At 57.5% G+C, this 18,739-nt stretch carries 16 protein-coding genes; 5 read left to right on the forward strand and 11 right to left on the reverse strand.

Translation table 11 applies throughout. The features are described 5' to 3' along the window. Positions 1-24 precede the first annotated feature (24 nt). Positions 25-579, reverse strand: a complete 555-nt coding sequence (locus tag SH661x_RS21080; RefSeq protein ID WP_437225749.1) for a low affinity iron permease family protein — start codon at positions 577-579, stop codon at positions 25-27. Positions 580-677: 98 nt separating this feature from the next. On the opposite strand from SH661x_RS21080, the gene SH661x_RS21085 reads away from it, so the two are divergent. Beyond that, entirely contained in the window at positions 678-2,339 is a 1,662-nt protein-coding gene (locus SH661x_RS21085) for a fatty acid CoA ligase family protein (RefSeq protein ID WP_437225751.1), read from the forward strand. On the opposite strand, the gene SH661x_RS21090 is transcribed toward SH661x_RS21085, so the two are convergent. From SH661x_RS21090 to SH661x_RS21115, 6 genes are all read right to left on the reverse strand, one after another. After that, a complete protein-coding gene (locus SH661x_RS21090; RefSeq protein WP_437225753.1) occupies positions 2,281-2,814 on the reverse strand; it encodes a hypothetical protein in 534 nt (177 codons plus the stop codon). The genes SH661x_RS21085 and SH661x_RS21090 overlap by 59 nt on opposite strands. Before the next feature lie 69 nt (positions 2,815-2,883). Further along, complete coding sequence (locus SH661x_RS21095; protein ID WP_437225755.1) at positions 2,884-3,276, reverse strand: Minf_1886 family protein; 393 nt, start codon at positions 3,274-3,276, stop codon at positions 2,884-2,886. A 115-nt stretch (positions 3,277-3,391) separates the two neighbouring features. Continuing rightward, positions 3,392-4,336, reverse strand: a complete 945-nt coding sequence (locus SH661x_RS21100) for a PSP1 domain-containing protein (RefSeq protein ID WP_437225757.1) — start codon at positions 4,334-4,336, stop codon at positions 3,392-3,394. Positions 4,337-4,435: 99 nt separating this feature from the next. Then, positions 4,436-5,590 carry a PmoA family protein gene (locus tag SH661x_RS21105; RefSeq protein ID WP_437225759.1) on the reverse strand — a complete coding sequence of 385 codons (1,155 nt, stop codon included), beginning with the start codon at positions 5,588-5,590 and terminating at the stop codon, positions 4,436-4,438. A 189-nt stretch (positions 5,591-5,779) separates the two neighbouring features. Next, positions 5,780-6,463 carry an anthranilate synthase component II gene (locus SH661x_RS21110; RefSeq protein ID WP_437231230.1) on the reverse strand — a complete coding sequence of 228 codons (684 nt, stop codon included), beginning with the start codon at positions 6,461-6,463 and terminating at the stop codon, positions 5,780-5,782. Between the two features lie 3 nt (positions 6,464-6,466). Next, on the reverse strand, positions 6,467-6,649 hold the full coding sequence (locus SH661x_RS21115) for a hypothetical protein (RefSeq protein WP_437225761.1): 183 nt from the start codon (positions 6,647-6,649) through the stop codon (positions 6,467-6,469). Positions 6,650-6,842: 193 nt separating this feature from the next. Here SH661x_RS21115 and SH661x_RS21120 point away from each other — a divergent pair, with 193 nt between their 5' ends. Beyond that, complete coding sequence (locus tag SH661x_RS21120; protein WP_437225763.1) at positions 6,843-7,325, forward strand: MEKHLA domain-containing protein; 483 nt, start codon at positions 6,843-6,845, stop codon at positions 7,323-7,325. 260 nt (positions 7,326-7,585) lie between these two features. Here SH661x_RS21120 and SH661x_RS21125 read toward each other — a convergent pair whose 3' ends face one another. From SH661x_RS21125 to SH661x_RS21140, 4 genes are all read right to left on the reverse strand, one after another. Next, positions 7,586-8,689 carry a hypothetical protein gene (locus SH661x_RS21125; protein WP_437231231.1) on the reverse strand — a complete coding sequence of 368 codons (1,104 nt, stop codon included), beginning with the start codon at positions 8,687-8,689 and terminating at the stop codon, positions 7,586-7,588. 76 nt (positions 8,690-8,765) lie between these two features. Beyond that, positions 8,766-9,848, reverse strand: a complete 1,083-nt coding sequence (serC, locus tag SH661x_RS21130) for a 3-phosphoserine/phosphohydroxythreonine transaminase (protein WP_437225765.1) — start codon at positions 9,846-9,848, stop codon at positions 8,766-8,768. Between the two features lie 51 nt (positions 9,849-9,899). After that, positions 9,900-10,739, reverse strand: coding sequence for an MBL fold metallo-hydrolase (locus SH661x_RS21135; RefSeq protein ID WP_437225767.1), 840 nt, complete (start codon positions 10,737-10,739; stop codon positions 9,900-9,902). Positions 10,740-11,176: 437 nt separating this feature from the next. After that, positions 11,177-12,097 (reverse strand): foldase protein PrsA, encoded by a 921-nt coding sequence (locus SH661x_RS21140; protein WP_437225769.1) that lies wholly within the window; start codon positions 12,095-12,097, stop codon positions 11,177-11,179. A gap of 578 nt (positions 12,098-12,675) precedes the next feature. Here SH661x_RS21140 and carB point away from each other — a divergent pair. From carB to epmA, 3 genes are all read left to right on the forward strand, one after another. Then, entirely contained in the window at positions 12,676-15,951 is a 3,276-nt protein-coding gene (gene carB, locus SH661x_RS21145; RefSeq protein ID WP_437225770.1) for a carbamoyl-phosphate synthase large subunit, read from the forward strand. A gap of 296 nt (positions 15,952-16,247) precedes the next feature. After that, on the forward strand, positions 16,248-17,690 hold the full coding sequence (locus SH661x_RS21150) for a serine/threonine-protein kinase (protein ID WP_437225772.1): 1,443 nt from the start codon (positions 16,248-16,250) through the stop codon (positions 17,688-17,690). 35 nt (positions 17,691-17,725) lie between these two features. Further along, complete coding sequence (gene epmA / locus SH661x_RS21155) at positions 17,726-18,727, forward strand: EF-P lysine aminoacylase EpmA (protein WP_437225774.1); 1,002 nt, start codon at positions 17,726-17,728, stop codon at positions 18,725-18,727. Positions 18,728-18,739 lie beyond the last annotated feature (12 nt).

Raw genomic sequence — 18,739 nt, forward strand, 5'->3', positions numbered from 1 at the left:
AAAAACCAAGTTCCCGCGTCATCGTCATGAATGCGGCTTCTTGTGGACGTGAGACTGATCATGTGCCACTTCAACGCAATCGCAATCCGATTTCCCCTTCCGCAGCAAACTCCGTGACTCCTCGGCAAGCTGTTCGTAACGAGACCGCATCTCTTCCAGCTCTTCTTCCTCGAGCTCTTCAAGATCCAGGAGAGCATTGTGAGCTCCGGAAATCGCACGGATCAGTTCATCGAGTTTGATCTGCGTGGCAGCGATATCCCGGTTCTGTGTGTTCTGAATCAGAAAGACCATCAGAAATGTGACGATCGTCGTTCCGGTATTAATGACCAGTTGCCAGGTGTCGCTATACCCGAACAACGGTCCGGTCACCATCCAGAGCAGGACGACAAATGCTGCCAGACAGAAGGCGAGCGGATGGCCGGTGAACCGCGAAGCAAACTTGGAGAACTGGTGAAACGCTCTGGAGAATTTCTTCCACAGCGACTTCCCGGGATGTGGAAACTCAGACTCCACATCCGGTTGACTGGTCAATTCCGAGACAATTGAGCGATCATCAGGCGAAAAGCGGTCCGTGGACATGACAAACTCCACATTTTCTGTAAGAAATCAGTTCCGGATCCTCACTGAGTTCAAAGCAAACCGGACGCCAAAGCGCCGGGCCCTCCTGAAATTTCGTCATGAACATTGCTCTCCGCCTGACAGAGATGGCCCGCAAATACGCCCAGCAGCGGGCGATCGTTGCTCCACAGGGGAGAGACGCACAGGGACGAGTCCGCTATCGGGAAATGACGTTCGCCCAGCTCGATGAAGAGTCGACCCGGATCGCTGCGGGACTTCGGCAACGGGGACTGATCCCGGGCATGAAACTGGTGCTGTTTGCGCCGTTCGGGATCGAGATGATCTCCCTCACGTTCGCCCTGTTTAAGGCAGGAGCGATTGTTGTACTCATCGATCCCGGGATGGGACGTCGGAACATTTTCAACTGCCTGAAGGAAGTGAAACCGGACGGCTTTGTCGCCATCCCGGCGGTCCATCTGATTCGACTCTTCTCCGGACGGGAGCTGCGGAGGACGCGCTTCAATATCTGCGTGGGACCGAGACTTCCCGGGACGCTGGCGACGTATCGACAGCTCGTGCAGTCACAGACCGACGGGTTTGTCCCCGTGCAGTCACAAAGCCGGGATGCCGCTGCAGTGATCTTCACCAGCGGTAGTACCGGGGCCCCCAAAGGGGTGCTCTACGAACATGGAATGTTCGATGCCCAGGTCGACCTGATCCGGGACTTTTACGGGATCCAGCCGGGGGACGTGGATCTCCCCGGGTTCCCCCTCTTCGGCCTCTTCAATGCCGCCATGGGAGTGACGACCGTCATTCCGGACATGGATCCGACCCGGCCTGCACAGGTCGATCCGAAAAAAATCATCGAGGCCATTAACGATCAGACCGTCACCCAGGCATTCGGATCACCCGCATTCTGGAACCGGGTCGGACGATTCTGCACGGAACACAACATCACACTGCCGACACTGAAACGGGCACTCTCTGCCGGCGGGCCGGTCCCCGTTCACGTTCTCGAACGGATGAGCAAGATTCTCACACGCCCCGGTGCAGACCTGTTCACTCCTTACGGTGCGACCGAAAGCCTGCCGGTCAGTTCCATTTCCGCCAGTGACGTGCTGCAGCGAACCGCCCCTCTGACCCGAACCGGAAAAGGAACCTGCGTCGGCCGTCCGTTCCCCGGAGTGCGGGTGAAAATCATCGAGATCACCGACGGGCCGGTCCGGCATTTGTCAGAAGTGAAAGAACTACCCGCGGGTGAAATTGGAGAGATCATCGCCAGCGGCCCCTCCGTGACCCGCGAATATTATCAGCGGCCAGAAGCGACTGCCCTTGCGAAGATTCCCGATGGCGACGCATTCTGGCATCGAATCGGAGATGTCGGCTCGCTCACTCCGCAAGGCGAACTCTGGTTCTGCGGTCGGAAGGCCCATATCGTCGAAACCGCCGGGCGAAAAATGTTCTCGGTCTGCTGCGAAGCGATTTTCAATGAACATCCCCGGATCTACCGCTGTGCCCTGGTGGGGGTCGGTTCGAAGCCCAATCAGCAGCCGGTGATCGTCGCGGAACCGGAAGCGGGTGAGTTTCCAAAGTCAGAACATTCGGCAGCTCAACTCCGCTCCGAATTGCTCGCGCTTGCCCGTGCCAACCCGCTGACGGAAGCGATCAACGAAATTCTCTTTCACCACAGCCTGCCGGTCGATACGCGGCACAACGTGAAGATCAATCGCGAACAGCTGGCAATCTGGGCCGCAGAGCGTCTGCATCGCCCTTCTCGCTGAGAATCTGCTTGAGCTGCTGACGGGCGTCTTCGGTCGCCGGGTAGACCAGAGGAGCAGCATTCGGAAGCCGGGTGGGGGTCACAATGTACTCACCCGGAGCCGGCACCCTGCCATGATGTTTTGCGAGCGGGAAGAAGTAAGACTTCCCCTGCGTTGCCCCCGTCTCCGGGAGGTTGGAAACTTCGATCGGGTCGCGACTCGGAAACGGCCAAGGCCCCTCCGACACAGGTTCAATCAGATAGCGAACCGGGTTATTGGTCCGATCGATGACCATCTGCCCTTCGACGACAACCAGCGAGTCCCGAATCTGCTGACGGTTCAACGTGACGGGGTTGGCTGTCAGCCAGGCAAGAACGGCGACCAGACCTACCCAGACAACAACGATCCCCACTGCCAGCCAGAGGTATTTTGGCGACGGCCTCGCGGACAGCTTGCCCTGCGTTTCGCCGGCGGGAGTGGCAACGGTTGAAGTCATGTCGGCGGGGCGAGTGCTTGCAGGCTCAGCGACGCCGGATCAAGGTCGTCGCTGAACGGCTTCCGAAGGTCAGAGCGCTTTCGCGATGTCGATCTTGTAATCGCGATCGAGTGCGTCATCGAAGTCATAGACATCGATGAAGTCGCTGAGCTGATCACGGTCCGTCTTCCGCATTTCGCCGCGCTCGATCAGTTCGAAAACGATCCGGCCGAAGTCCGCAGTCCCTTTGATGCCCCAGTGCTGAAACACGTTCTTGCTGAGAAGGCCGTAACGCTCCAAAGCCAGGTCACGAATTCCATACAGGAGTTCGGGGCCGGTAATGTGCGCACGATCATCGTCAACGTCGCCGGTAGAGGGACGTTTGAGCTTCTGCTGGGTGTGGTGCAGAGCTTCGAAAACAAATCGGTAGGCGTCGCCGTGAAACTTCTGTCGCGGGGCAGCCGTCTGGCGTGTGGCACTCATCGCGTCGCTCCGCTTGATTGACCGCGTTCGGTGTTCTTGAGGAGCAATTCTCCAGGTTCTCCTCACCCTGAAATCATAGACCGCAAACCCCCTGCAGGGAAAGATCTCTCTTCCATCATTCTTCTAAATCGTCACCATCCCGGTCGCCCCGTGACGGTTTGGCTTCGGGACCACCCTTTCCGCCAATGACAGTGATCACATCAGCCGCGTCTATCATTAGACGGCGGTTATCTTCGAAGCCAACGAGCACTTTCTGGGCCAGTATCTCCTGAGCGAGAACCTTCCCCTGCCCTTGTTTAGTCACCACCATTTTGCCGACTTTGGGGAGCTCTCGCCGATATTCTTCGTAAGTGTCGTACTCATACCGCAGGCAGCATTTCAGACGACCGCACCGCCCGGAAATCTTGTTCGGATCCAGCGACGCCTTTTGCATCTTGGCCATCTTCATCGAGACGGGGGGCATTTCGGTCAGATGCGTATTGCAGCAGGTCGGCTTTCCGCAGTCCCCGTAGTCCGCAAGAAGTTTGGCCTCGTCACGGATGCCGATCTGACGCATTTCGATGCGGACCTGAAATTCCTTGGCCAGAGCTTTGACCAGCTCGCGGAAGTCGATCCGGATTTCCGAGAGATAATACACGATGATCTTCTCGCCACCGAACAGGTGTTCAATATCGACCACCTGCATGGCGAGAAGCTGTTCGCCGGCAATCCGCTGGCAACCGAGAAAAATCTCCTGTTCGCGGTGCCAAAGATTGTCCCGGAGACGTTCATCTTCGGGAGTTGCTTCCCGGAGAATGCGACCGGTCGCATCGACGCGGCCCAGATACTGGCGGGTTCGATCGGTCGCTTCGCAGAGCACTTCGCCCCATTCCGTCCCGCGATTGCTCCGGACGATCACCTGCGCCTCGCGCGGGTAGTCCTCTCCCCCTTTGGTGGAGAACTCCGCGATCTGACGGGTGGAACCGTATCGGACTACGTAGCGTCTGGCCATGGATTCTGACGATCTCAGAAGACCGACCGGCTGCCCGCCCGAAGCGAGCAGCAGATCGGCTGATTTCAAAACGTCGCGCGAATTCCACAGAATCGGCGATCCTGCCCAGACTAATGTGCCCGGCAGTCCATGGCTAGAGCGCGTGACCGAGAAGTCCGCTTCGCCCGATCAGAAGCGGGCGTATTCGGCGTGGATCTGCTCCGGGGTCACATTCGGCCCGTGAATCCACGCTCCGTACTTGAAGCTCAGGGATTCCCCTTTCTTCAGGGTGCGTGAATGCTTCGCTTTCTTCTCCGTCCCTTCGGTGTAAGCCCCGTCCCCAAACGGATTGATGGCGAACAGCCCGTAGCCGCGCACGTGATATCGAGAGGGCCAGGGATTCTGGGCACCGTCCATCAGAGTCACGCCGAACACATGACCGTCAACCGGACCATCATAGTTCACCCACGCTGACGTCTTTCCCCAGGCTTCGGCCGTCCCCTTCAAGCCATCTGCGTTCGTGACCGGACCTCCTTTGGCATCTTCCCGCATTGTCCCCGCCAGCCGGATGGCAAAGAATCCCTCCTTCGTGTCTCCGATATGTATCTCTTTCCGGGCCGGGGTCAGAACGGTTTCGTACGTCAGCAGACGTTCGGGCCGGAATGAAGCGACCGTCGTCTCCAGCAACAGCGGCTGACCATCTTTGTCCAACCAGAGATTTTCAAACTGAATTGCCGGAACTCCGCCCTTGGTTTCAACGATTTTGACGCTCTGAGTTTTGACGGGACTTCCTTCCATCCAGTGTCGGTGTTCGTTGATCTCGTCGACCGAAAACCAGATTCCCTTGTGATGGGGGTGGTCGTACTTGTCGCCGGAATACTTGTCGATCGATGGCCCCTTTTCATCGTTGATCAACCGGGTGACGACAGCTGCCATCGGAGCAACTTCCGTCCGGGCAATCCAGCCCTGCTTTTCGTCAATCCACAGACGGTCCCCGTCAACTTTGCTGACCTCCAGAACATCCCCGTAGTGAACATCGACCGGCCCCCCGGTCCCTCCGCTCAACGTGGCTGTCTCGCTGGCCACGAACACCTTTCGTCCCACGGAATCTGGCTTCGCCTTCGCGACCGCTTCCTTCAGCAGCTCATATCCACCCGGGCCAGTGACCGGCTGAAAAAACGGCTTGTTTCGATCTTCGCCGTAGTAGAAGACCGTGAAGACATCGTCGCCGATCAACACTTTCACGGACTTTTGCCCCTGAACCAGCGTCACTTTCGGCTCAGCGGCCCCGGCCAGCTGCGAGAACAGCGAGAGTGCCATGACCCACGCGACGAGTGATTTCATCAAATTCTCCAATCCAAGGAATGTGATCTGAGATGTCCATTCCACTCTCTCCAAAGGGTGCGGTCAACCGTTCGGAGCGAAATGCGATCCCGTATTTTCTAAAAAGTGGCGTAAAATCACGAGTTATCAGATGATCGTGACCACGCTGAATCGCCATCAAACCCCACCAGGTTGCGGATCGATGTCCTGTCAGAGAGGCCGAAAAACCGCAGGATCAATCGCACGCCGATAGAAGTCATCATCCGCTCCATCCTCGACGGGAAGGTCTCCCTGCGGGAGGAAATCCAGAACCGGGATCCCAGCCAGCTTCAGGAAATTTCGCAGAAGCTGATGCCCCTGCTTTGTGAGAATGGATTCCGGATGAAACTGAACGCCGTACACAGGCCACTCCCGGTGCTGAAGGGCCATGATGGTTCCATCGCGTGTCCGGGCTGTGACGCTCAAACAATCGGGAAGCGTGGCAGAATCGACCACCAGCGAGTGATAGCGGGTCACCCGAAACGGATTTTCACAGCCGGCAAAGATCCCCCTCCCACCATGTTCAATCATGGAGGTCCGTCCGTGAACTGGTTCATGGGCCCGGACGACGTCCCCTCCGCACGCTGCACCGATCGCCTGATGTCCCAGGCACACCCCCAGAATCGGAATCCGGCTCCCGAGTTCCTTCACCACATCCAGGCAGATCCCAGCTTCATTTGGCGTACACGGCCCCGGTGAAAGCACCACAGCCCCCGGAGCCAGCCACGCAATTTCAGCCACGGTCACCTCATCGTTCCGGCGGACGACGGCGGTCACCCCCAACTCTTCGAAATAGCGCGCAAGATTGAAGACGAAACTGTCGTAATTATCGATCAGCAGCACCCAGGGACGCATCATTCACCTGCGACGTCCTGCGGATTGACTCGCTGTGCATTCAGCTGCTTCCAGAACGGCAACAGCTGCCTTCGACATCAGGTGCAGCACCTGATCCGTCACTCCCGCAATCTGATAGCGTTGCAGGACTTCGGCGATCGCTGTTTCGCATTCCTCTTCCAGTGCACGCACAAGATCGGGATTCATAATGGAAGTCCTGTCAGTTGGATTTCGCGGAACGCGAGAATTGCCCGAAGCAAGTATTCTAGGGGATCACCCACCCACCTTCCACGCGACCGCCTTCCACGCGACCACTCTTTCGAGGCGGTGATTCTTCGAGCTGCCCCCCGAATGTCTTTAGACTGGCAGTTCCATACCGAAATCACGAGGAACTCCCGCCATGAACACAACCGCCCCCTGGCTCGAACACAATTGGCTGGCACAAACGCAGCTGATCCTGCGTTCCTATCGTCACTGGCTGGGGGAGGAGCTGATTCCTCGAATTGGCTCTGAAGAGGAGCAGGCCCGGGCGCTTTACGAAGCCCCCTTCGTCGTTCTCTCCCACGGAACTCAGGCCGACCCCGTATTGAACTATGGCAATGCCATCGCACTTCGACTCTGGGAAATGGATGCTGCCACGCTGTTGCAGATGCCCTCACGTTTAACGGCCGAGCCGATGCACCGCGATGAACGGGCCAGACTGATGGAGCGCACGACACGTGACGGCTACGTCGACGACTACTCCGGAATTCGCATCAGCAGCACGGGGAAACGATTCCGCATCGATCAGGCATTCGTCTGGAATCTGCTGGACGACGAAGGCCACCTCGCTGGCCAAGCTGCCACCTTCAACAACTGGGTCGAACTTCCTCCGCAGAGGTGATTGCGAGGACTTCACCAATGAGTTTTTGAACCACGGAATGCACGGAACTCACGGAAGAAGAACAAACCGCGAATCAAACGAATATGGCAAATACGGTTTGCTGATTCCTGCTGATGAGACAATAGGCGACACATGACAGAGTGAAACACTTTAAATGTGTCTCACTTATTCGCCTTATTCGCGAGATTCGCGGTTAAAACTCCTTCTTCCGTGCGTTCCGTGCATTCCGTGGTTCAAATCCTTCCTCAATCGCAACCGTCCTAATACACCCCGACGGTGGTTGTCTTCGCGAAGACGTGGAAGGGGCGGGTGCCGCTGATGCCGTCCCAGGGATATTTCGGGTGCGGCTTTTCGCGTTCCCCTTCATCCCGCTCCATGAAGCCGGGCACGAAGAGTTCATCGGTCAGCGTGTACAGCTTCACCCGGCCTGTCTGGCCGTAATCGACGACCTTCGAGTAGTCGTCGAAATCGACCACTTCAATGGCAGCGCGGGGCTGTGGAGCGTGATAGGTGATCTTGTAGTTGTCGGCAGGATCGAACGGCTTTCCACAGGCCAGTCCCATCAGCGTGTTACCGTATGTCGGAGTGATGTAGACATCATCCCCCAGCAGTTCCTCCTTGCAGAACCGGAACCACTGCGGCGTGAACTCTGTTCCCCCCGCGAAGATTCCCTTGATCCCGATTTCGGAGATGCTGGTCCCTTCGTCCATCAGACGTAGCGCCAGGGCTTCCAGGAGCTTGGGGGTCGCGAACATGCACTGGATGTCGTGACCGGCAGTCAGAATCGTATAGGCCTGATCGATGACGTGAGCAGCGTAGGCTTTCGCCCCTTCGACATCCCCTTTCTTGATCAGTTTAACGACCCAGCGGGGATCGAGGTCAACGCAGAAGCAGATCCCGCCCCGGAACTGGCAGAGATGTTCAACAGCCAAACGCAATCGCCGCGGCCCGCTCGGTCCGAGCATGAGCCAGTTCGACCCGCGCGGGAACGATTCATCCGGCAGCGTCTTCGAAAACTCTTCGTAGTCAATCCAGTGATCATTGACGACACAGCGTGACTTCGGGATTCCCGTCGTCCCGCCAGTTTCGAAAGTGTACTTGTATTCGTCCTTCCACTTCTGCGGGAGAAACTTGGTCACCGGGCCGCCCCGCAGCCACTCATCTTCGAAAAGCGGAAACTTCTTCAGGTCTTCGAAGCAGTTGATATCCGTCAGCGGGTTGAAGTCGTAGGACTTGGCCTGCTCCAGCCAGAACGGTGCCCCCAGCTCCGGATGAAAATGAAGCTGAACCGTGCGAACGGTCTGCTCATCCAGTTTTCGCTTTGCTTCGGAAACCAGCGTCTCGAGTTGGTCGCTCACGGGAATGATCCTTGTTGATAAACCGCCGTTTAGCCGCGCACCTGAAGTGCGCGGCTAAACGAAAATCTTCACATCCCAACTTTCAGCCGTTCTGCTTCTCGAAATCCTTCATGAATTTCACCAGTTCTTCGCAACCGGCTTTCGGGAATGCATTGTAAATGCTCGCCCGCATTCCGCCGACGCTGCGATGCCCTTTGAGGCCATCAAAGCCTGCCTGCTGGGAAGCCTTGATGAACTTCGCATCAAGCTCATCCTGTCCTGTGACAAACGTGACGTTCATCAGCGAACGGCTGTCCGCATCGGCGGTCGGCCTGAACATCTGGCTTGTCTGCAGGTAATCGTACAGAACAGCAGCCTTCTCTTCGTTGGCCTTGCCGATTGCTTCCAGTCCACCCTGCTTGAGAATCCACTTGAAGACCAGGCCCATGAAGTAGATGCCGAAGGTCGGACAGGTGTTGTAGCAGGAGTCGTTCTCCGCGTGCGTGCGGTACTGCAGCATTTCCGGCAGATCGAGCTTGCCCCGTTTGACCAGATCATTGTGAATGATCACGAGCGTCACGCCCGAAGGCCCCAGATTCTTCTGAGCACCGGCATAGATCATCCCGTACTTCGAAACATCGATCGGGCGGGAAAAGATGTCGCTGCTGGCATCGCAGATCAGAGTGCTGCCGGCGGGAACGTCCGGCTCCTTGGCGAACTGAGTCCCGAAGATGGTGTTATTCGAGGTGAAATGAATATACGCCGGTTTCTCGGAGTAGCTGGCCTTGGAAGGAATGTACGAAAAATTGCGATCCTTGCTGCTGGCGGCTTCATGCACCTTGCCGAAGCGGACAGCCTGCTCGACCGCCTTCTGGGACCAGCTGCCGGTGACCAGATAGTCAGCGGTATCGGCCGGAGTGAGGAAGTTCATCGGAATGGTGAAGAACTGCGACGAGGCTCCCCCTTGAAGGAAGAGAATGCGGTAATCGTCGGAGATGTTCGCGAGTTTCCGGCAGTCCGCTTCGGTCTGGGCCAGCACTCCGATGAACGCCTTGCCGCGATGGGAATGCTCCATGACGCCGATGCCGGTTTCTCCCAGCGACAGCATGTTTTCGCGGGCTTCTTCCAGGACTTCCACTGGCAGAACAGCTGGTCCGGCCGAGAAATTGAAAATACGTTGGGTCATCGCGTCCTCGATTTTTCACTGACTACTGAAAACTGAACTCTGAAAACTTCTCTACAGCCACAACTCCACGCGATTGCGGATGCATTCCGGCAGGCGTTTCATCACAGCTTTGCGAATCTGGTCTTCATGGTATCGCGTGCTGAAATGCGACAACACGATCAATTCGTTCTGAAATCGGTCCGCCCGGGCGACGATGTCGTCCAGGTGAATATGCCCGAACTTATGGATCTTTTCTTTGCGGTGTTCCGGCCGGAAGAACGTCGTCTCCGTAATCAGGACGCGGGCTTCGTAGGCAGCGGCACAGGCATCCAGCCCCGCAGGTGATGTATCACCCGTATAACAGACCAAGGGTATGCGGATTTCCGCGCTGACATCAACTCCGCTCCGCCGCAAATCACGGATCTGGTCGCCGGAAAGAGTCTGATATTCCGGCTTGAGTTTCTTGCGTCGCTCCCAGACCACATAGCCCAGCGAGGGAACCGTATGTGTGGTCTGAAATGTCGTCACCACGTGTTCACGCGAAATCTCGAATTCCTCACCCGCACTGGCGGGAATGAGTTCGCACAGCATCCTCCCTCGATCGAGTCGCTGCCAGGCACGCAACATCTTTTCCACCGACTCCGCGACAGCTGCCGGAACGTAGATCGTCGGCGGGGACATTTTCATCATCCGGCGACGGGCCACATACGCAGGAAGTGCCGCCATGTGATCCAGATGCGCGTGCGTGATGAAGAACGTCTGCGTCCCCATGAACGACCAGGGACTCCCCCCCATGTCGAAGCCAACCTTCAGCTCGGGAATTCGCCAGTAACTCTGAACCGCAGCGCGGGAGTACCCTTCGATCGTCAGATCTTTATGCGTCAGCGTTTTGAGGGGGAGATTGTCGACCATGAAACCAGGCAGTCTGCGGGAAGGAAACGTCTAAGAATAAAGCCCCGACGCCCTGTTTGCACTGAACCGGAAGAGAATTCCAAACTTTCAGCATGCCCGGCTCTCCATCCAGGATGGGCGAACCGCGAAATTGGAAAGGTTCGGGAATTTTTCACCACGGAAGGCACGGAAAAGCATGGAATTGGGGAAGAAGAGGTTTAATCGCGAATTGAGCGAATCCAGCGAATGAAATTCAATGAGTGTTGAATTTGAAGCGACTTAGTCGCGTGAGTGTTCACATCCGCATGAATGGCCTGCCCCCGGTCGCGTGCCATTCGTCAATTCATTCGCTCTATTCGCGAGATTCGCGGTTGAACTACCTCTCCCTCTTCGCCAATTCCGTGCATTTCCGTCTTTTCCGTGGTTCAAATCCTCACTGATTCAAATCCCCCGGCCCCTCACTCCCCAACCGGCTGGAGCTGGATTTTGGCTCGTTCCCGCAGTTCGGCCACCTGCTTGTCCCACAGCTTCTTTCCCAGCTCTGAGAGAATTTCTTCGCGGGCATCTTCCAGGCTGAGTTGACCGGGAATAACCTCCTGCGTTTCGACCAGATGCACGCCAAAACGAGTCCGGAACGGCTCGCTGACCTGACCGGCCGGAGTGGCGAAGGCGACGCTGCTGATCGATTCATCCACACGGCCGCGATATTCGAATTCTCCCAGCTCTCCCCCCCGTTTTCCCGAGGGACTTTGCGATTCCGCCCTGGCAGCATCCGCAAATGAGATCTTTCCCGAGACAATCTGCTCTCGAAGATTTTTCAGCAGGTCTTGAGCTGCGGTCCAATCGGCCTCTTTGCCGTCGGGCGGCACGAGCCTCACAATCTGTGAAGCACGGACACGGGTTCCATCCAGCTGAGCTCGCCGGGCTTTCCACTCATCGCGAATCTGCTGATCCGTCACCGTCGACCGGACATACGCATCCCATGCCAGCGGCAGCGCCAGCACTTCCCGCAGACTCGCGGGAGTCAGATGCAGTCGTCCCAGCACATCATCAAGCTGGCCATTGCGGGTGGCGATCAACTTTTCGACAACCGACACCTGATGGTCGAGCTTTGCTGGATCGGCAGAAATCTTGCGGCTCGCCAGAAACTGCCTGATCAACTCACGGTTCACCAGCTGTTCGATCAGTTGCTGGCGGGTTTCTGCGGACGAGTCTTCTGGAAGCTGATCCAGAAAGAACTGCAATTGCAGCTGTTCGGATGAGATTGCTTTTCCGTTGACGGTGGCAACTGATTGTTGAGAAACGTCGTCAGAATACGCTTCAGCGATGATTCCAATCACCATCAGCAGACAAACACTGACACGCATAATGTGAAGCATCTGCAATCGACTCCGAAGTGTTCTCGCTGTCAGCTGCCGGCCGTCCTGCCGTTCGCTGCAATTCATTGCTGCTTCAGCTGATCGCTGCAATTCTGACTGTTCGACATCGAATTGAACAGCAACCAGAAACGACGACCGGCCGGGTGGATTGGTCGCCGATTTCGGCTTTTTCTGAAATGACGTCAATTCTCGCACTCGGAGAGTGCGAGGTACATTGGCTGCAGCCTTCGGGGGGCGATCACCGTACGCCGCACCCTCCGAGTGCGGCCTCAATTTTCATCTCCGATCCATCAACAGATCAGCCGGAGTCTGTGGAATCACTACACCGACCCGGCTGGGCAGAGTGAGGTTCAATTTTCTCAAATGTCCCCTGCCGGAGACTCTTTTCTGCCCGCTGCCTTGAATCCCACTCCCAGCTTGATAGCTTTGGAGAAATTTGCGCCGTGCCGGCGTGGGGCGATGGGGGTACGCGCAGACCGTGTTCGATGTGTGAGCTGAATGGGACCAATCCGGTTCAAATTCGGTGACACCGTCAGTCAGACAGCGGAAGCTGCGTTTCAGGAAGGGTTTAGGATACAGTGCCAAGACGCGATGATCTGCGGAAGATTTTGATTATCGGCTCCGGTCCCATTGTGATCGGCCAAGCCTGCGAGTTCGACTATTCAGGAACGCAGGCCTGCAAGGCACTCCGGGACGAGGGTTACGAGGTCGTTCTCGTTAATTCCAACCCCGCAACGATCATGACCGATCCGCAGACAGCGGACCGGACTTATATCGAGCCGATCACCTGGCAGTACGTCGCCAAGATCCTCGAACGGGAAAAGCCGGACGCCCTGCTGCCGACTCTCGGGGGCCAGACGGCACTCAACACCGCCATGGACCTGCACCGGCGGGGTATCCTCGACCAGCTCGGAATCGAGATGATCGGTGCCAAGGCGGAAGTGATCGCCAAGGCGGAAGGGCGTGAGTCCTTCAAGGAAGCGATGCTCAAGATCGGCCTGGATGTTCCGCGATCCTTCGTGGTTCACAACATGCAGGAAGCCCGATCCGCCCTGCGGGAAATCGGACTCCCCATCATCATCCGCCCCAGTTACACCATGGGCGGCCAGGGAGGCGGGATTGCTTACAACAAGGAGGAGTTCGAAGACCGGGTCCGCGATGGTCTGAAGCTCTCTCCCGTCAGCGAAGTTCTGCTGGAAGAATCGGTGCTGGGGTGGAAAGAGTACGAGATGGAAGTGATGCGGGATGGCGCGGACAACTGCGTCATCATCTGCTCCATCGAAAACTTCGACGCCATGGGAGTTCACACCGGGGACTCCATCACCTGTGCCCCGATTCAGACGCTGACCGACAAAGAATATCAGCGGATGCGTGATGCAACGTTCGCCTGTATTCGAGAAATCGGCGTCGAAACCGGCGGTTCGAACGTTCAGTTCGCAGTGAATCCCCAGAACGGCCGCATGGTCGTGATCGAAATGAACCCGCGCGTCAGTCGCTCCAGTGCACTGGCTTCGAAAGCAACCGGGTTCCCGATTGCCAAGATCGCTGCGAAACTGGCGGTCGGCTATCGACTGGATGAAATCCCCAACGACATCACACGCGAGACGCTCGCCTGCTTCGAACCGACGATCGATTATGTCGTCACGAAGTTCCCCCGCTGGACCTTCGAAAAGTTTCCGGACGCCGACCCGACTCTCACCGTGCAGATGAAATCCGTCGGCGAGACCATGGCCATCGGACGAACGTTCCGGGAGTCGCTGCAGAAAGCGGTTCGCGGGCTGGAAATCGGCCACTTCGGATTGGGCGGAGGCAAGAAAGACCTGTGGGCCACACCCCAGCGTCCGGGCATTGAAGCGATCCGCAGCAAGCTCTCGATCCCCAATGCGGAACGAATTTTTTACATCCGCTACGCATTGAAGTCTGGCTTTACCGTCGAGGAAATCCAGGGACTGACCGGAATTGACCCGTGGTTCCTGCGTCAGATCCGCGATCTCATTGCCATTGAGGACGAGATCTGCGCGATCAAAAAGCTCGAGGACGTCGGAGCAGATCTCCTCCGTAAGGCGAAGCGGAACGGATTTTCCGACAAGCAGCTGGCCGGCTGGTGGAACTCCACCGAAATGGACGTGCGCTCCTACCGGAAGAAGCTGGGAATTGTCGCCACGTTCAAACAGGTCGATACCTGCGCCGCCGAGTTCGAGGCGTACACGCCGTATTACTACAGCACCTATGAACAGGAGGACGAAACTCCTCCCCCCAGCGACCGCAAACGGATCATGATTCTGGGGGGCGGACCGAACCGGATCGGTCAGGGGATCGAGTTCGATTACTGCTGCTGCCATGCTTCGTTCGCCATGCGGGAACTGGGCATCGAAAGCGTTATGGTCAATTCGAACCCGGAAACGGTTTCGACCGACTATGACACTTCAGACCTGCTGTTCTTCGAACCGCTGACGACGGAAGATGTGCTGAACATCTGCGACCGGATCAAGCCCTACGGGGTCATCGTACAGTTCGGCGGTCAAACTCCTTTGAACCTGGCACGCGGACTGGAAGCAGCCGGGGTTCCGATCATCGGGACCAGCCCGGACATGATCGATGCCGCTGAAGACCGCGAACGATTCCAGGCGATTCTCGAACGTCTGAATCTCCGCCAGCCCCCCAATGGTTTGGCGACCGACAGTGAAGGGGCTCGCAGCCGGGCCAATCAGATTGGCTACCCGGTGCTCGTCCGCCCGAGTTATGTGCTGGGCGGTCGTGCCATGGAAATCTGCCACGATGAATCGCAGTTGATTCGCTATATGACCGAGGCGGTCGACGCATCGCCGGATCACCCGGTGCTGATCGACAAGTTCCTGCAGGACGCCATTGAAGTGGACGTCGACGCCATCAGCGACGGCGAGACCACTCTCGTCGGCGGCGTCATGGAACACATTGAAGAGGCCGGCGTTCACAGCGGAGACTCTGCCTGTGCGTTGCCGCCGTACTCGCTGCCGCAGTCGGTGATCGACGAAATCAAGACCGCGACTTACGCCCTCGCAGCCGCTCTGCAGGTGCGGGGCCTGATGAATATCCAGTACGCGGTAAAGAAGACGGAAACGGACCACGGCGTCGGCTATGACGTTTACGTGCTGGAAGTGAATCCCCGGGCTTCGCGAACTTCTCCGTTCGTTTCAAAGGCGATCGGAGTTTCACTGGCTGCCATGGCTGCGAAGATCATGGCGGGGGTCTCTCTGCGACAGCAGGGACACACTCAGGAAATCTGGCCGAAGCACGTCTCGGTCAAAGAGAGCGTGTTCCCCTTTGCCCGATTCTCGGGAGTGGACATCATCCTCGGACCGGAAATGCGGTCGACCGGGGAAGTCATGGGGATCGACAACGATTTCCCTGCCGCCTTCGCCAAGAGCCAGATCGGTGCGGGAGTCGATTTCCCGCACACCGGCACGGTCTTCATCAGCATGTCCGGGGCACACAAAAAGGCGATGATCGAGCCGGCCCGCAAGCTGCAGCAACTCGGCTTCAAGCTGATTTCTACAGTCGGAACGGCCAAGGTGCTCAGCGACGCCGGCATTGAAGTCGAGACAGTCAAGAAGGTTCAGGAAGGGCGCCCGAACCTGATCGACTACATGGTGAACGGAGATGTACAGTTCATCTTCAACACCCCCAGCGGCAAGGGGAGCCGAACTGAAGAGGGGCGGATCCGGGCGACCGCGGTCTCTTACGGCGTTCCGTGCGTCACGACGCTCCCCGGATGCAACGCCATGGTCCAGGCAATTGAATACCTTTCGAATCATCCCGCTCCGCAGGTGAAGTCCCTGCAGGAGTGGCATTCTGAAAGCGGCGTGCTGACCTGATCAGTCCGCATGGAACTTTGGGGTCGGGATGTGACAATCGTCACGAAGATCACCGGGGCATTTGAGGGGGATATCAATTTCGCATTGATTTTTGGCAATGGGAGTGACACGTCAATCTCAAATTGGCGACAATGAACGGTGGGCCCCGCCTCCTGGTTGACCGGTCACAAAACACCGTCAATTCAGGAGTCGTTCAGAAGCTGTGAATTTCCCATTCTCATGACGTTTGGCATTTCAACTGCTTCCACTCAGTCAGACTTCATCAACGCATTCCGTGTAGGAGCCCACTGACGGCGATGTCGAGCGAATTGATCGTCCCTCAGTCGATTGACCAACTGACCCGCATGCTGATCGATCGCAAGATCCTTCTGCCAGGCGATCTGCAGCCTGTTCTGGGTCAACTGGGACGCTCCGCCAGTTCCGCCCAGTTGCTCGACCACCTCGAAAAGCAGCAGCTTCTCACCCCGTTTCAGATCAAAAAGATCGAACGGGGCGAATCGGACATGCTGGTCTTGGGGGGCTGCAAACTGCTGTATCAAAACGCTTCGGGAAGCTTCGCCCGGGTTTATCGGGCCTGCCGGATCGACAATGGTCAGATGATCGGCGTGAAGCTGCTCCGCGAACGCTGGTCCAACGACCGCGATACCGTACAGCTGTTCCAGCGGGAAGGGGAAATCGGCAAACGTCTGAAGCACCCCAACATCGTCCCGATTTTCGAAGTGGGGACATCCGGGAAACATCACTTCCTCACCATGGAGTTTGTGGAAGGGGGCAATCTGCGGGACTTCCTCAAGATCCGCAAGAAACTCGTTCCAGAAGAAGCTCTGCTGTACGGCCTGCATATTGCCCGGGCTCTGGAAGCGGCTCTGGCACTCGGAGTGACGCATCGTGACATGAAGAGCACGAACGTCCTGATGAGCAGCCAAGGAGTGGCGAAGCTCATCGACTTCGGGCTGGCTGCCGATGACGCCTTCCTGAACCGCACCGGAAGTCCGGATCTGGCCCAGGCACTTGAGTATTCGACTCTGGAAAAGAACACCGGAGCCCCGAAGAACGACCCTCGCAGCGATCTCTTTTTCCTCGGAGTCATCCTCTTCGAACTTCTGACCGGCGAACTCCCTTACCCGCGCACACGTGATCGTGATGAGCGCAAGGATTTCAGCCGGTATCGAGACATTCGCCCCGTCGCCATTGTCGATCCGACTCTTCCGCTGCCGGTCACCCGTCTGGTCTCCCGGTTGCTGCAGGTGAACCCGGTACAACGTTTCCAGACCCCTGGAGAAGTCGCTGCTGAGATTCAGAACGCGCTGAAGGACCTGGGTCAGAAAGTGGCCGCTCCCCCGGGAAGCGGCGCTCTCGCCCAGGATGCGCAGGTCGTGATCTGCGTTGAGCATCGCCCCAATCGACAGGACCTGCTGCGGCAATACTTCACCAAGAAGGGCTACCGGGTTCTGCTGCTGCCGGACGCGGACCGTGCATTGTCCCGGTTGAAGTCGATGACCCCTAAAGGTGTCGTCTTCTTCGGTGATGCCATCGGCGACCGCGTGCAGGATGACTTCCAGCAGGCCCTGCAGTTGACGGATGGCCAGCCTGTTGCTGTCGCCATGGTCCTCAGCGATGGCCAAAGCGAGATCGCTTCTCAATTTGAAAATCATCATCCACGCGGGGTCGTGCTCCGGCAGCCGGTCAGTCTCCGCGACCTCCGCAAGGGGATGGAAAAGGTCTTCAAAGTCTCCTGACCGGGATCCTTCCACCAGACTTCCGTTGATCCTGCATGTCCTCCCCAGAGTTTCTGCCGACAGCTTTACTGACAACCCTGCAGCATCGGGCGGGCTTGCTGCAGACGCTGCGGAATTTCTTCACCGGGCATGGCTACTGGGAAGCCGAAACCCCGATCCTTTCGCGGGACTGCTGCATTGACCTGTGGCTGGACCCGTTTCGGGTGACCTGGGGAAAAGCAGAACAGGGCTATCTTCAGACCTCTCCGGAATTCGCACTCAAACGGCTGATCTGCGCAGGAGCGGACCGGGTGTTTGAAGTGGCCCGAGTGTTCCGCCAGGATGAAATCGGTGTGCGGCATAATCCCGAATTCACCATGATCGAATGGTATCAGCGGGACTGCGATCATCATGCGCAGATGGACTTCGTGGAGAAGCTTGTCTGCCTGCTGCGGGATTTCGCGGGTGAACAGCGCTGGGTCAAGGACCTGCCGGAGATTCCCGCCAGATTCCACCGTCTCTCCTACGAGGAGGCGTTTCTGCGATTCACCGGTGTGTCCCCCTCAGCGTCGAGTCTGGATGAACTCTTCACAGCTGCATCCCGACTCATCACTTCACTCCCCAGTGGAATCGAATCGGATCGCGATGGCCTGCTGAATCTTCTGCTGGCGGAAGTGATCGAACCAGAGTTCACGAAGCTGCAGGCGGTCTTTCTTTACGACTTCCCGGCAACCCAGGCAGCCCTGGCGAAGATCCGTCCGGGGGAGCCGCCCGCAGCGGAACGGTTTGAGCTCTATCTGAACGGAATGGAGATCTGCAACGGCTACCATGAACTGACGGACGCCGATGAGCTTCGAAAGCGGATGCTGGGGCAGAACAAGCTGCGACAACAACTTGGAAAGGCGCCGCTGCCGGAAGAGAGCCGCCTGCTGCAGGCGATGGAGCACGGGATGCCGGAATGCTCCGGTGTCGCACTGGGATTCGACCGAATCGCCGCCTGGTGCCTGGGGCTTGGATCCGTCCGGGACGTGATTGCGTTTCCGTTCGACCGGGCGTGAACAGTGTTGCGG

Origin of the sequence: Planctomicrobium stercoris, assembly GCF_051465655.1 — a bacterium.
In the GTDB taxonomy this organism is placed as follows: Bacteria; Planctomycetota; Planctomycetia; order Planctomycetales; family Planctomycetaceae; genus Planctomicrobium.

Excerpts from the sequence above, each read along its gene's own strand:
- SH661x_RS21080 (WP_437225749.1), bottom strand. The coding sequence starts at position 579 with ATGTCCACGGACCGCTTTTCGCCTGATGATCGCTCAATTGTCTCGGAA.
- SH661x_RS21085 (WP_437225751.1), top strand. The coding sequence starts at position 678 with ATGAACATTGCTCTCCGCCTGACAGAGATGGCCCGCAAATACGCCCAG.
- SH661x_RS21090 (WP_437225753.1), bottom strand. The coding sequence starts at position 2,814 with ATGACTTCAACCGTTGCCACTCCCGCCGGCGAAACGCAGGGCAAGCTG.
- SH661x_RS21095 (WP_437225755.1), bottom strand. The coding sequence starts at position 3,276 with ATGAGTGCCACACGCCAGACGGCTGCCCCGCGACAGAAGTTTCACGGC.
- SH661x_RS21105 (WP_437225759.1), bottom strand. The coding sequence starts at position 5,590 with ATGAAATCACTCGTCGCGTGGGTCATGGCACTCTCGCTGTTCTCGCAG.
- SH661x_RS21110 (WP_437231230.1), bottom strand. The coding sequence starts at position 6,463 with ATGCGTCCCTGGGTGCTGCTGATCGATAATTACGACAGTTTCGTCTTC.
- SH661x_RS21115 (WP_437225761.1), bottom strand. The coding sequence starts at position 6,649 with ATGAATCCCGATCTTGTGCGTGCACTGGAAGAGGAATGCGAAACAGCG.
- SH661x_RS21120 (WP_437225763.1), top strand. The coding sequence starts at position 6,843 with ATGAACACAACCGCCCCCTGGCTCGAACACAATTGGCTGGCACAAACG.
- serC (WP_437225765.1), bottom strand. The coding sequence starts at position 9,848 with ATGACCCAACGTATTTTCAATTTCTCGGCCGGACCAGCTGTTCTGCCA.
- SH661x_RS21135 (WP_437225767.1), bottom strand. The coding sequence starts at position 10,739 with ATGGTCGACAATCTCCCCCTCAAAACGCTGACGCATAAAGATCTGACG.
- SH661x_RS21140 (WP_437225769.1), bottom strand. The coding sequence starts at position 12,097 with ATGCTTCACATTATGCGTGTCAGTGTTTGTCTGCTGATGGTGATTGGA.
- SH661x_RS21150 (WP_437225772.1), top strand. The coding sequence starts at position 16,248 with ATGTCGAGCGAATTGATCGTCCCTCAGTCGATTGACCAACTGACCCGC.
- epmA (WP_437225774.1), top strand. The coding sequence starts at position 17,726 with ATGTCCTCCCCAGAGTTTCTGCCGACAGCTTTACTGACAACCCTGCAG.